This window comes from Halopseudomonas laoshanensis (assembly GCF_008365385.1).
Classification (GTDB): Bacteria; Pseudomonadota; Gammaproteobacteria; order Pseudomonadales; family Pseudomonadaceae; genus Halopseudomonas; species Halopseudomonas laoshanensis.
Map to the genome: position 1 here is coordinate 316,092 of NZ_QOVF01000002.1, position 13,159 is coordinate 329,250.

Genomic DNA, 13,159 nt, shown 5'->3' on the forward strand with positions numbered 1-13,159 from the left:
AGTAAGTATCGCCAGCGCTGACAACGGTCAGCCTGGCCAAGCATCTTGGCATCAGCTTGCAGTGAGCTATACTGATTTCCGCTAGCTGACGCCGCACGTCAATTGCCCATGGACAGGACGCAACTCATAGTGAAGCAAGCACGCTGGTTGATCCTCGCCCTGCTGGCAGGATTCATTATGCTTACGGCCAAGGGCGTAACAGCGACCGAACTGGCTGCGCCCGTTCCAGCGCATTACAGTCTGGTCGACACCGGTGGCGAGCTGACCCTGGCCGATATTACCTCCAATCGCTATGCCAACCGTTTTATTCCAAGCCCTCCCGGGCCGCTGAAGTTGACCGGTGCCGATGCAGCACTGTGGGTAAAAATACCTATAACCAGCACCGGCGCTCAGCAGGTACGCCTGGATAACCCTGCCCTGGAGCACATCAGCTTATACCTGCTGCGCGGTACCGAGGTACTAGAAACCTACCAAAGCGGAGCCAACCAGCCGACTGATCCGCGACTGCTCCGGCAACCGGGCTTCGCCTTCCCGATCGAGATCAACTCCGGAGCAGAGTACAGCCTGTACCTGCGCTTGCAGAATGACTACCCCATCAGCACGCATCTGAGTGTCATGGATGCCCAGCAAGCGGCCACCCTGCATGGCACTCACCAGGCATTACAGGGCGTACTGGTCGGACTCTTGCTCGCGCTCGTGTTACACGGTTTGTTGCACGGTAGCGTCAGCCGCGACCCTTTCCACTTATTGCTCGCCACTGCCGCACTGATTCTCTGCCTAGCCAACCTGAGCGCCATCAGTTGGGTGGTAAAACAGGCGCCACTGCTACTGGGTCATAGCGCTGAACTGTTGCAGCTCGCCGCTTATCCGCTGATGGCCGTATTACTCCTCTGCCTGTTACCCGGTCCCGATTTGCGAACGCACCGACGCTTGGCATTGTTGGTCGGTGTTGGCGCAGCGACCTTGGGGGTACTGGTACTCGTTGCCGCCTGGCATTCTTCGTTGTTCGCCCGCATGGCGGTACTGATCCAACTGGGTTTGCCGCTGATGATACTCACGCTGCAACTTTTTCTCTGGTTACGCCGGCAACCAACTAACAGGCCCTTCCTGACGGGCGCCTTATTGTTGTTGGGTGCGGCCGTTGTCAACCTGCTGGGTTATCAACACATACTCGGCGCTCATATTGTCGACACGCTGGTCTGGCTGGCCATGGTGTGCTTTGCCTGGAGCCTGCACAACCGCGCTCAACGGCTGCTGGCGCAGCGCGTCAGTCAGCGCCAGACTCAAGCGACTCGTCATGCAGAGAGGCGTGCCAAGGCTGAGTTTCTGGGCCGAATCAGCCATGAAATTCGTACACCGATGAATGGCGTACTGGGCATGTCCGAGCTGCTGTTGGATACCGCGCTGTCCGCCAAACAGCGCGACTATGTACAAACCATTCACGGTTCGGGAAATGATCTGCTGAACCTGATCAACGAAATTCTCGACATGTCGCGGCTCGAATCCGGGCAGATGACGCTTGAATCCGTGCAGTTCGATCTGCATGCGCTGGTCAACGATTGCCTGGATATTTTCCGCAATCGTGCCGACAGTCAGACCATAGAATTGATCAGTTTCGTGCATCCCGATGTGCCCCGAACCATTAATGGAGACCCTACCCGGCTACGTCAGGTATTGATGAACTTGTTGGGTAACGCACTGCGGTTTACCGATCAGGGGGAAATTCTCCTGGTGGTTGGCGTAGAGCCGCAAGGGACCGGCCAGCAATTGCGATTTGCGGTACAGGATTCAGGCCATGCAATGTCCGACCAGGCTAGAGACTGCCTGCTCAAGGTGCTGCCCAACTCGTCAAGGCTACTGGATCAAGCTGATGGCAATGGCCATCTGGGTTTGCTGATTGCCAGCCAGTTGATTCATATGATGGAAGGCCAGGTCGGTATCAAATATGCGTCCGAGCAAGGCAACTCGATCTGGTTCACCCTGCCGCTGGATAGAACCCATGCCTTTGTCGAACCCGATACCGAAGGCCGCTGCCTGCTTGAACGGCGGGTATTGATCGTTGATGACAATGCGACCTGCCGCAAGGTCCTGCAACAACAATGTAATGCCTGGGGAATGCAGGCGCAGTGTGTGTCCGGCGGTAAAGAAGCGTTGGCATTGTTGCGCACCCAGGCACACCTGGGTAGTCCCTTCGACATAGTGCTGGTGGACCACTCCATGCCGGGCATGAGCGGATTGGAACTCGCCACCCGCATCAAGGATGATGCGGCGATCAGGAATCAATTGCTGATCATCATGCTGACCGGCGTCAGCCACGCGCCCAGCCGCGTCATCGCTCGTAATGCCGGAATCCGCCGCATCCTCAGCAAACCCGTGGCGGGCTATACACTGCGCACCACGCTGATCGACGAGTGGCTGCAACACAGTCAGCAGCAGCATAGTGAGCATAGCGAAGACAACTCAGAACCCCTTCAGCAAACGCACTCCGGCGGCTTCAAAATCCTGGTCGCAGAAGACAATTCGATCTCCACCAAGGTTATCCGCGGCATGTTAGGCAAGCTCAACATGCAGGTGCATTCGGTCCAGAACGGCCAGCAGGCAGTGCTGCAAGCTCAAACCGGTGACTATGATCTGGTCTTGATGGACTGCGAAATGCCGGAAATGGATGGGTTTACTGCGGCGGAACTTATTCGCCAATGGGAACGGGCCAGCGGTCGCCAACCTATCCCGATCATTGCCCTTACTGCCCACATTCTGCCCGAGCACCGCGAGCGCTCAAGACTGGCCGGTATGAACGGACACATAGCCAAGCCAGTCGAGTTGGCGCAGTTACGCGACCAGCTCAACTTCTGGATCGATCAGAAACAATTGGATCAGGCGCGCGATCAGACAGCCTGATCGGTACCGACGTTAGGAGAAGCTGGTAACACATCCACGCCGGCGGAAGCGGCCGCGTAGTTGACGACATAGCCCAGCAGCAAGCTGCGACCCACCATCCCTGCAATACGCACACCTTGCCATGCCAGCATCAGACATCTCCCGTAAGTAGATACGGGAGATGTTAGGCGCCAATGCTCTAAACGGCCATTAGGCAGATGTTATCGGGACGATAGCCTGGTACTCGGACGACTAGCCTTCTTGCGAGTATTTTTCTTACCAGCGACCGGTCTGCCTGCGCTGGGCTTGCCGATAGACGGATGGCTAATATCAGTAGAGGCTGCCGCAGGTCTGCCTGCCACAGCTCCGGCTGCCGCAGGCTTGCCTGCCCCAGGACGACGCGCCCCGCCCTGACCCGAAGAACCATTGTCACGCGGCGGCAGGCCCGTATGCTGGGTCAGCAGCGCGCCCTGACGCGGGCCTCTCGCCGGCGTCGACTGTTTCTTCCGGGCACTGGTATAGCCTTCTACCGCAGGCTGGTAGGTCGGAATCAGATGCTGCTTGCTGTTACCAATCAGATCGCCGCGCCCCATCTCCTGCAAGGCCTCCCGCAATAGCGGCCAGTTCTTCGCGTCGTGATAGCGCAGGAACGCCTTGTGCAGGCGACGTTGCCGCTCACCTTTGACGGTATTGACCGAATCACTCTTGTAGGTAACGCGGCGCAGCGGGTTCTTGCCCGAGTGGTACATGGCCGTCGCCGTCGCCATGGGCGAAGGATAGAAAGCCTGCACCTGATCGGCGCGGAAGTCGTTGGTTTTAAGCCACAACGCCAGATTCATCATGTCCTCGTCCGAGGTACCCGGGTGCGCGGCAATGAAGTAAGGAATCAGGTACTGCTTCTTGCCCGCTTCCTTGGTGTACTTCTCGAACATGCGCTTGAAGGTATCGTAACTGCCGATACCCGGCTTCATCATCCTGCTCAGCGGCCCCTGCTCGGTATGCTCGGGCGCGATCTTCAGATAGCCGCCGACATGATGGGTGACCAGTTCCTTGACGTACTCCGGCGACTCCACCGCCAGGTCATAGCGCAAGCCGGAGGCAATGAGAATCTTCTTCACGCCCGGCAGTTCACGGGCCTTGCGGTACAGCCCAATCAGCGAGGAGTGATCGGTATTGAGGTTCTCGCAGATGCCGGGGTAAACGCAAGACGGTTTACGGCAGGCCGCTTCGATCTCGGGACTCTTGCAGGCGATGCGATACATGTTCGCGGTCGGCCCACCCAGGTCGGAAATCACACCGGTAAAGCCAGGCACCTTGTCACGAATCTCTTCAATTTCACGAATGATCGACTCGTGCGAACGGTTCTGGATAATACGCCCCTCATGCTCGGTAATCGAACAGAAGGTACAGCCACCAAAACAGCCGCGCATGATGTTCACCGAGAAACGAATCATCTCGTAGGCCGGAATTTTCGCATCCCCATAGGCGGGGTGCGGTACCCGGGCATAGGGCAAACCGAACACGTAATCCATTTCTTCGGTGGTCAGCGGGATTGGCGGTGGGTTGAACCACACATCCTTCTCGGCGTGACGCTGAACCAGCGCACGCGCGTTACCGGGATTGGTTTCCAGGTGCAGCACACGGTTGGCGTGCGCATACAGTACCGGATCACTTTTGACCTTTTCGAAAGACGGCAGACGGATCACCGTCCTGTCTCTTTCCAGACGTGGGTGCGGCAGCAGCTGAACTACCTGCACGCCCTCCTCCAGGCCGTCGTCAAGCCCACTGTCGGCCGGCCCTTTGGCCTGCTCAACCGCACAAGCACTGGTATCCTGGGTGTTAACATAGGGATTGATGATCTTGTCGACCTTGCCTGGACGATCAATCCGCGTCGAATCCAGCTCAAACCAGCCCTGCGGCGTATCGCGACGCATAAAGGCGGTACCGCGGATATCAGTGATTGATTGAATATCTTCACCACGGCTCAGGCGTTGGGCGATCTCGACCACCGCGCGCTCGGCGTTGCCATACAGCAGAATATCGGCCTTAGCATCCAGCAGTAGCGAATGGCGGACCTTGTCCTGCCAGTAATCGTAATGCGCAATACGCCGCAGCGAAGCTTCAATGCCGCCCAGCACCACAGGCACATCATTGAACGCCTCCCGGCAGCGCTGGCTGTATACCAGGCTGGCGCGATCAGGCCTGCTGCCAGCCTTGCCCCCGGGGGTGTAGGCGTCATCCGAGCGGATCTTGCGATCCGCCGTGTAGCGGTTGATCATCGAGTCCATATTGCCGGCCGCCACCCCGAAGAACAGGTTCGGCTTGCCCAGCTGCATGAACGCATCTTTGCTCTGCCAGTCCGGTTGACTGATGATCCCGACCCGGAAGCCCTGGGCTTCAAGCAAACGACCAATGATCGCCATGCCGAACGACGGGTGATCCACGTAGGCATCGCCGGTGACGATGATGATGTCGCAGCTATCCCAACCGAGCAGGTCCATCTCGTCCCGGCTCATGGGCAAAAAAGGCGCCGGGCCGAAGCATTCGGCCCAGTACTTGGGATAATCAAACAGCGGCTTCGCGGCCGGCATGCTGATGGACATGCTTACTCCATATCGCCGTACCCGGAATAGGAGCCGGGTGCGAGATTTTCAAAACGGGTGAATTTGCCGAGAAAGGCCAATCGAATGCTGCCGATAGGCCCGTTCCGCTGTTTGCCGATAATAATTTCGGCGATACCCTGATCCTGGGTATCCGGATGATAAACCTCATCCCGATAAACGAACATGATTACGTCCGCGTCCTGCTCGATCGCCCCCGACTCACGCAAGTCCGAGTTAATCGGACGTTTGTTGGGTCGCTGCTCCAGCGAGCGGTTCAGCTGCGACAGAGCCACCACGGGCGCGTTGAATTCTTTGGCCAGAGCCTTGAGCGAGCGGGAAATCTCCGAAATCTCGTTGGTCCGGTTTTCCGAGGCACCACCGATCTGCATCAACTGCAGATAATCGATCATGATCATGCCGATTTCGCCGTGCTCGCGCACCACACGCCGCGCCCGGGCACGCATTTCCATCGGCGACAGGCCGGCGGTGTCATCGATAAACAGCTTGCGATCATTCAGCAGATTGACTGCTGAGGTCAGCCGCGGCCAATCGTCGTCCTCAAGCCGCCCCGCCCTGACCTTGCTCTGGTCAATGCGGCCAAGTGAAGACAGCATACGCATGACCAACGAATCACCTGGCATCTCCAGCGAGAATACCAGCACCGCCTTGTCATAGCGCATGACCACATTCTCGACCAGGTTCATCGCGAAGGTGGTTTTCCCCATCGATGGACGCCCAGCAATGATCACCAGGTCCGAGGGTTGCAAACCCGAGGTCATGTCATCCAGATCAGCAAAGCCGGTCGATAGGCCGGTAATAGCACCGTCGCTGTTGAACAGGGTATCGATACGATCAATTGCCTTGGTCAACAGCGTATTGACCGACTCGGGCCCACCGGTCTTAGGACGGCTTTCGGCGATCGCGAAGATCTGCCGCTCAGCATCGTCAAGAATCTGGTTGGCCTGCTTGCCCTTGGTATTGAAGGCACTGTCGGCGATATCCGAACTGGTGCTGATCAATTTACGCAGCGTCGAGCGCTCACGAATGATGTGCGTATAGGCGCTGATATTGGCAACAGACGGGGTGTTCTTGGCCAACTGCCCCAAGTAGGCAAGCCCGCCGACCTGATCAATCAGCCCATCACGGTCCAGCTCTTCTGCCAGGGTAACCACGTCAAAGGGCTGATTGCGCGACGCCAGGCTGGCCAGGGCGCGGAAAATCAGCCGGTGGTCATGGCGATAGAAGTCCGCCTCGCTGAGCAGTTCAACCACGCGCTCCCAGGTTGTGTTTTCCAGCATGACACCGCCGAGCACTGCCTGCTCGGCTTCGATCGAGTGTGGCGGGATCTTGAGTGCAGAAGTCTGCAGGTCAAGTTCCGCGGTATCGGTGTAGTTCGACTCGTTCATCGGTACAGGCTCAAGACAAAAACCGGGGAGACAAAAATAACAACACGGCGCCTGTCCGAGACAGGCACCGTGTTGACTAGTCTAACTGGAAAGCCTGGCGAACTCATCCACCGACTACCTTGGGCAATCGGCAACCAGTCCGTCAGGCTGTGCAGCGGAATTAACCGGCTACAACGACCAGCTTGACGGTAGCTTCTACATCTGTGTGCAGGTGCAGAGCAACTTCGAATTCACCGACGTTGCGTAGCGGACCTTCAGGCAGACGTACTTCGCTTTTCTCGATGTCGACGCCAGCAGCAGTCACGGCATCAGCGATGTCGCGAGTACCGATGGAACCGAACAACTTGCCTTCTTCGCCAGCATTGGCGGAGACGGTAACGGTCAGACCTTCCAGCTTGGCCGCACGGGCTTCAGCTTCGGCTTTCTTCTCGTCAGCGATACGCTCTAAATCAGCGCGGCGAGCTTCGAAGGCTTCCAGGTTGGAAGCAGTAGCCGGAGTGGCTTTGCCAAAAGGCAGGAGAAAATTACGTGCGTAACCGGCGCTGACAGCAACCTTGTCGCCAAGGTTACCCAGATTCGCGATCTTTTCGAGCAGGATAACTTCCATTGCGATGACCTCTAAAATTCAAACTTGGCCATTCGAGTCGTCATCGTCGCGCGGCCCTTGAGCCGGTGCAATACGAGCACGAAAATCGAACAGACTATCTATAAATGCCAAAAACATAATCAGGGGATACACAATCTGGGCGGCAAAAACAAACACCACATAGAGTATCACCAACCATACCGAGCCCAGCTTCTTGATCCCGGCCAAGCCGTGCAACAGCGCCAATCCGGCAATCAGCAGCGGCAAACTGGCTATCGGTGCCAACATCGCCATTTGCCCGAACTGCGGGCTAAACAACGTCAACACCAGCAACCCACCAGCTACCAGAGGCGACAAGCGCAGCCGATGAAACTCGGCGCGAAAACCACCCGGGTTGTACAACCCCGCTTGCCAGGAGCGGCCACTCATCAGACTGACCAGCGCCATCAGCGCATGAACTGCGCCCATCAAACCAGCCAGAATCGGCACCAACAAAGCTTCGAGACGAACCATGCCGGCTTCGTCAACCGAGCCGCCCATGTCAGCCATCAATTCCGGCAAGCGCTCCTGAATCTGCACTGCCAAAGCCTGTAACGGCTCCCCCAGTACGCTCATGAGCAGCAACGCATAGGCCAGGCCCAGCGGCACCACAACCAGCAAGACAGTGGACCACGCTTGCTTTTCGCGTAGCAGCACTGCCATACCTGCAGCACCCAGAATCACCAGCAAGGGCGTCAGATCACCCATCACGGCCCAGGCCAGGGCAGGTAGAACACCCCAGATCAGAACCGGCAGCGCCTCATTCAAGCCGCGCCGCAGGATGACCAACGCCAGTGCCGCAGCACTGACCCAGAACAACAGGGGTATGGCCGCTGCAATAGCCACTACCAGAGTGGCTTGCTTGCGACCGCGCATGATGTATTCCGCTAACCCACGCATGCTGGTTCGGTTTCCCTGATTACGTCATTACCTGCTTATCAGCGACCGTGACTGTCGGTGAAGGGCAGCAGTGCCAGATAACGGGCGCGCTTGATAGCGACACCCAGCTGACGCTGGTATCTGGCTTTAGTACCGGTAATACGGCTAGGAACGATCTTGCCGGTTTCGGTGATGTAAGCCTTCAGGGTGTTCAGATCTTTGTAATCGATCTCTTTAACGCCTTCAGCGGTGAAACGGCAGAACTTTCTGCGGCGGAAAAAACGTGCCATGGCAGCGTCTCCTTAGATACTGGAATGTGGGAGCGGGATGACTTACTCGTCGTCGCCGTCGTCGTTGTCGTCAGCGTTGTCGCTATCGCTGTCGTTGTCCGAATCGTTGTCGTCGCCTTCGGTGCGCTCACGACGCTCACGACGCTCGCCACGACCGGTGTCTTCCGGCTTGAGCATGTCGGACTGTTCGGTGATGGCTTCGTCACGACGGATGACCATGTTACGAATAACGGCATCGTTGTAACGGAAGTTCTCAGTCAGCTCTTCCAGTGCCTTGGCGCTGCACTCGACGTTGATCATGATGTAGTGGGCTTTGTGGATCTTGTCGATCGGGTAAGCCAGTTGACGACGGCCCCAATCTTCCAGGCGGTGGATCTTGCCGCCATCTTCTTCAATAAGCTTGGTGTAGCGCTCAATCATGCCGCCGACCTGCTCACTCTGATCCGGGTGAACCAAAAATACGATTTCGTAATGACGCATAAGTGCTCCTTACGGGTTGTAGCCAGCCACCCAACATGGTCTGGCAAGGAGTAGAACTCTAGTTTGGGGCGCACATTCTAGGGGAGTGGTGGGCAAGTCGCAAGCTTTAAGCTGTGCAAGCTGCATGCTGCATGCTGCAAGCAATGTGTGCGGGCCGTAAGCCACGGATGCAACCATACCTCCGCCTGGATTCCCGCCTGCGCGGGAATGACGGGGAGTTGGGAGTGGCGCGTGAGGATTAAAACTAGCCAGCTTCTAGCACGCAACTTGTAGCTTGAGGCTTGTAGCTTCCCGCTCAGCCCTGCTGCGTGCGCTGTCGGACCGCCTCGAATAGACAGATGCCACTGGCCACCGAAACATTGAGACTGCTGACGCTCCCCGCCATTGGCAACTTCGCCAGATAATCGCAATGCTCCCGAGTCAAGCGGCGCATGCCGCTGCCTTCGGCGCCCATCACAATCACGCTGGGCACCTTGAAATCAACCTGGTAGATCAGCTGCTCCGCCTCTCCCGCGGTACCGACGATCCACAGCCCGCGCTGCTGCAGCTGCTTCAACGTGCGCGCCAGGTTGGTGACGGCAACCAATGGGACAGTCTCAGCAGCACCACAGGCTACCTTGCGCACGGTGGGCGACAAGCTCGCAGAACGGTCGCGAGGGATAACCACCGCGTGCGCTCCCGCAGCGTCCGCGCTACGCAGGCAGGCGCCTAGATTATGCGGATCGGTCACACCGTCGAGCACCAGCAGCAAGGCCGGCCCTTCGAGTTTGTCGAGCAGGTTGTCGAGCATTTCCTCGGACCACATCTGGCTCGGCGTCACCGCAGCAACGACACCCTGATGCACCCCTTCAACAATCTTGTCGAGCTCGTCCGGCATCACCCGCTGCACGCCAACGCCAGCGCTTTCAGCCAGCTCCAGCAGCGCCTGCACGCGACTATCCAACCGGCCGCGCACCAGGATCAGCTGCTTGACCCGCTTGGGTGAACGCTGCAGCATCGCTTGCACCGCGTGCACCCCGTAAACGTATTCGTTATCGCTCATATATCAAGCTCACGATCTCGGTTTGCGCGGGGCACGGGGAGCCCGAGGCGCGCGCGGCGCTCGTGCCGGCCCGGAGGAACCCGCGGCTTTGTCTGCAGGCTTCTTGCCTGCAGCCGACCGGGGCTTGCCCGATGACGTCTTTGAGCGAGGTGCGCGCCCTTTGTTAGCCGCACCGCCGACCTTCTTGGCTTCGTCCATCAATTTCTGACGTACCGCACGACTGGCATCGACATTGGCATTCGCCGCTTGTGGCTGCGTCTTGTCCATCTCGAAGTCGATCTTGCGCTCGTCCAGATCTACCCGAGCCACCATGACTCTGACAGTATCGCCCAGGCGGAAGCTCTTGCCCGCCTTCTCACCGGTGAGGCGGTGGTGCACCGCATCAAAGTGATAGTAGTCGGCCGGCAGTGCAGTGATGTGCACCAGACCTTCTACATAAATATCGGTCAGCTCGACGAATAGACCAAAGCCGGTTACCGCGGTAACCAGACCATCAAAGCTCTCGCCTACTCGGTCTTTCATGAACTCGCACTTAAGCCAGCTCACTACATCGCGCGTCGCTTCATCCGCCCGTCGCTCGTTCTGCGAGCACTGCTGCCCCAGATGCTCAAGTGCGGCCAGATCATAGGGGTAGATGGATGCCTTGGGCAGCACACCGGCGCCGGCACGCTGCACCCGATCGGTCTTCTTGCGCGAGCGGATGACGCTACGAATCGCCCGATGAGTCAACAAATCCGGGTAACGGCGGATGGGCGACGTGTAGTGCGTATACGCCTCGTAGTTCAAACCGAAGTGCCCGGCATTGTGCGGGCTGTAAACCGCCTGACTCAGCGAGCGCAGCATCACCGTCTGGATCAGCTGAGCATCGGGACGGCCCTGCACTTTCTGTAGCACGGCGCTGTAATCTTCCGGGGTCGGCGTGCCTTTCTTGCGCGTCAGGGTCATGCCCATGGCACCCAGGAACTGGCGAAGACGCTCGACCTTTTCGTCCTTCGGCGCATCGTGAACACGATACAGGCCTGGCAATTCTAGATCCTGCAGGAAGCGTGCAGTCGCCACGTTGGCGCAGAGCATGCACTCTTCGACAATCTTGTGCGCATCGTTACGGGTGGTGGGGCGAATTTCCGCAATCTTGCGGTTCTCGCCAAAAATGATGCGTGTTTCCGTGGTCTCGAAATCAATAGCACCGCGACCCTGGCGGGCTTTGGCCAATGCTTTATAAAGCTCGTAGAGGTTTTTCAGCGCAGGCTGCAGATCGGCGTGCTCTTCAATCAGCGCCTGGCCTTCGCGGCTACGCGGATGCTCAAGCATGCTTGAAACCTTGTTATAGGTCAGCCGCGCGTGGGAGTGGATTACACCCTCGTAAAACTCATAATCGGTCAGCTCGCCGCTTTTGGACACAGTCATTTCGCAGACCAGAGCAAGACGGTCGACTTTCGGCATCAAGGAGCACAGGCCGTTGGAAATCGCCTCGGGTAGCATCGGTACGACTTCGCTGGGGAAATACACCGAGGTGCCACGCAGCTCAGCTTCACGATCCAGCGCGGAGCCTACCGGGACATAATGCGATACGTCGGCAATCGCCACGTAGAGCTTCCAACCGCCGGCAAACAAGCGCCAGCCACTGGCTTTATGCGGTTCACAATACAGCGCATCATCAAAATCGCGCGCGTCTTCGCCATCGATAGTCACCAGCGGCAGGTGGCGCAGATCGACGCGCTTGAGCTTGTCCTTGTCTTCCACGTGATCCTTCAGGCGCGCCGCCTCATCCAGCACTTCCTGAGGCCAGACGCTGGGGATATCGTAGCTGCGCAGCGCAACTTCGATCTCGACGCCGGCGGCCATATAATCACCTACCACCTCAACGACTTCGCCCTGTGACTGGCGGTGTATGCTCGGCCACTGAGTAATCTTCACTTCCACGTACTGACCGTTCTGCGCGCCACCTTCGGCGCCCGGCTGAATCAATACCTCATGGTTGATCTTGGCGTTGTCAGCGACCACGAAGGCAATGCCGTTTTCAGTGTAGAACCGACCGACCAGCACTTCATGCGCACGCTCGAGAATCTCGACAATAGTGCCTTCACTACGGCCGCGGCGGTCAACGCCGGTAATACGGCCCAATACACGGTCACCATCGAATACCAGACGCATCTGCGCCGGGCTGAGGAACAGGTCATCACCACCACCATCGGGCACCAGAAAGCCGAAACCATCACGATGGCCCTGGACGCGGCCTTTGATCAGGTCGAGCTTATCGACCGGCGCATAAGCGCCACGGCGGGTGTAGATCAACTGACCATCACGCTCCATCGCACGCAGGCGCCGGCGAAGGGCTTCGATGCCATCCTCGTCGCTGATCGCGAACTCGTCCTGCAACTGCGAACGAGTGGCAGGTGCGCCGCGCTCTTCAAGCAGCTTGAGGATCAACTCGCGACTGGGGATGGGATTGTCGTAATTCTGAGCTTCGCGATGAGCCTCTGGGTCTATTGCTGCCCAGTTGGTCGGTGATGCGGAAGTACGTTTGGAGTTGCTCGACGCAGGCGCCGAGTCTTGGGATATTGGTTTTTTCGTCATAGCTCTCTATTGAACCGCGAATCGCGTCCAGTTGCACCTGTTTCTAGCGTTTCTGTACTTTTTTTCACAAGGGGGTTTACAAGCTCTGGGGCGCTACGTATTATTCGCGCCGTCAACACAACAACGGTTGCAACGCGAAACCTCTACGGTCAGCTTAGCACCCACGTTGAGAAAAGACGCCCAGGTGGTGAAATTGGTAGACACGCCAGCTTCAGGTGCTGGTGGCCGCAAGGCCGTGGAAGTTCGAGTCTTCTCCTGGGCACCATTTCTTCTCTGACGCGATCGCGTCAGATGCGCATAAAATCCCTACTACCTCTGTAACGCCTGTCTTCATCAGACTTGCGCTTCCAATCTGTGCATTCCATCCGGCGCCTAGAAAA

Annotated in this window: 10 protein-coding genes and 1 tRNA gene; 2 read left to right on the forward strand and 9 right to left on the reverse strand. The window is 57.8% G+C overall.

Annotated elements, in window-relative coordinates:
• Positions 1 to 129: 129 nt before the first annotated feature.
• Positions 130 to 2,898 (forward strand): response regulator, encoded by a 2,769-nt coding sequence (locus DT594_RS08095; RefSeq protein WP_178091483.1) that lies wholly within the window; start codon positions 130 to 132, stop codon positions 2,896 to 2,898.
• On the opposite strand, the gene DT594_RS18945 is transcribed toward DT594_RS08095, so the two are convergent.
• From DT594_RS18945 to rnr, 9 genes are all read right to left on the reverse strand, one after another.
• Positions 2,886 to 3,029 (reverse strand): hypothetical protein, encoded by a 144-nt coding sequence (locus DT594_RS18945; RefSeq protein ID WP_178091484.1) that lies wholly within the window; start codon positions 3,027 to 3,029, stop codon positions 2,886 to 2,888. The genes DT594_RS08095 and DT594_RS18945 overlap by 13 nt on opposite strands.
• 69 nt (positions 3,030 to 3,098) lie before the next feature.
• Positions 3,099 to 5,468 (reverse strand): YgiQ family radical SAM protein, encoded by a 2,370-nt coding sequence (locus DT594_RS08100; RefSeq protein WP_149332646.1) that lies wholly within the window; start codon positions 5,466 to 5,468, stop codon positions 3,099 to 3,101.
• A 14-nt stretch (positions 5,469 to 5,482) separates the two neighbouring features.
• Positions 5,483 to 6,886 (reverse strand): replicative DNA helicase, encoded by a 1,404-nt coding sequence (gene dnaB / locus DT594_RS08105; protein WP_096348406.1) that lies wholly within the window; start codon positions 6,884 to 6,886, stop codon positions 5,483 to 5,485.
• 160 nt (positions 6,887 to 7,046) lie between these two features.
• On the reverse strand, positions 7,047 to 7,493 hold the full coding sequence (gene rplI, locus DT594_RS08110; protein ID WP_149332220.1) for a 50S ribosomal protein L9: 447 nt from the start codon (positions 7,491 to 7,493) through the stop codon (positions 7,047 to 7,049).
• Positions 7,494 to 7,511: 18 nt separating this feature from the next.
• A complete protein-coding gene (locus DT594_RS08115; RefSeq protein WP_149332221.1) occupies positions 7,512 to 8,411 on the reverse strand; it encodes a YybS family protein in 900 nt (299 codons plus the stop codon).
• Between the two features lie 38 nt (positions 8,412 to 8,449).
• A complete protein-coding gene (rpsR, locus tag DT594_RS08120; RefSeq protein WP_096348409.1) occupies positions 8,450 to 8,680 on the reverse strand; it encodes a 30S ribosomal protein S18 in 231 nt (76 codons plus the stop codon).
• Positions 8,681 to 8,722: 42 nt separating this feature from the next.
• Entirely contained in the window at positions 8,723 to 9,160 is a 438-nt protein-coding gene (rpsF, locus tag DT594_RS08125) for a 30S ribosomal protein S6 (RefSeq protein WP_096348410.1), read from the reverse strand.
• A 295-nt stretch (positions 9,161 to 9,455) separates the two neighbouring features.
• Positions 9,456 to 10,202: a 23S rRNA (guanosine(2251)-2'-O)-methyltransferase RlmB gene (gene rlmB / locus DT594_RS08130; RefSeq protein ID WP_149332222.1), complete on the reverse strand. Its 747-nt coding sequence runs from the start codon at positions 10,200 to 10,202 to the stop codon at positions 9,456 to 9,458.
• Positions 10,203 to 10,211: 9 nt separating this feature from the next.
• Complete coding sequence (gene rnr, locus DT594_RS08135) at positions 10,212 to 12,779, reverse strand: ribonuclease R (RefSeq protein ID WP_149332223.1); 2,568 nt, start codon at positions 12,777 to 12,779, stop codon at positions 10,212 to 10,214.
• A 178-nt stretch (positions 12,780 to 12,957) separates the two neighbouring features.
• Here rnr and DT594_RS08140 point away from each other — a divergent pair.
• Positions 12,958 to 13,044: transfer RNA gene (locus tag DT594_RS08140), tRNA-Leu, on the forward strand.
• Positions 13,045 to 13,159: the final 115 nt, after the last annotated feature.

Coding starts and splice junctions, on each gene's coding strand:
- rpsF (WP_096348410.1), bottom strand. CDS start 9,160: ATGCGTCATTACGAAATCGTATTTTTGGTTCACCCGGATCAGAGTGAG.
- rplI (WP_149332220.1), bottom strand. CDS start 7,493: ATGGAAGTTATCCTGCTCGAAAAGATCGCGAATCTGGGTAACCTTGGC.
- DT594_RS18945 (WP_178091484.1), bottom strand. CDS start 3,029: ATGCTGGCATGGCAAGGTGTGCGTATTGCAGGGATGGTGGGTCGCAGC.
- DT594_RS08100 (WP_149332646.1), bottom strand. CDS start 5,468: ATGCCGGCCGCGAAGCCGCTGTTTGATTATCCCAAGTACTGGGCCGAA.
- DT594_RS08115 (WP_149332221.1), bottom strand. CDS start 8,411: ATGCGTGGGTTAGCGGAATACATCATGCGCGGTCGCAAGCAAGCCACT.
- rnr (WP_149332223.1), bottom strand. CDS start 12,779: ATGACGAAAAAACCAATATCCCAAGACTCGGCGCCTGCGTCGAGCAAC.
- dnaB (WP_096348406.1), bottom strand. CDS start 6,886: ATGAACGAGTCGAACTACACCGATACCGCGGAACTTGACCTGCAGACT.
- rlmB (WP_149332222.1), bottom strand. CDS start 10,202: ATGAGCGATAACGAATACGTTTACGGGGTGCACGCGGTGCAAGCGATG.
- rpsR (WP_096348409.1), bottom strand. CDS start 8,680: ATGGCACGTTTTTTCCGCCGCAGAAAGTTCTGCCGTTTCACCGCTGAA.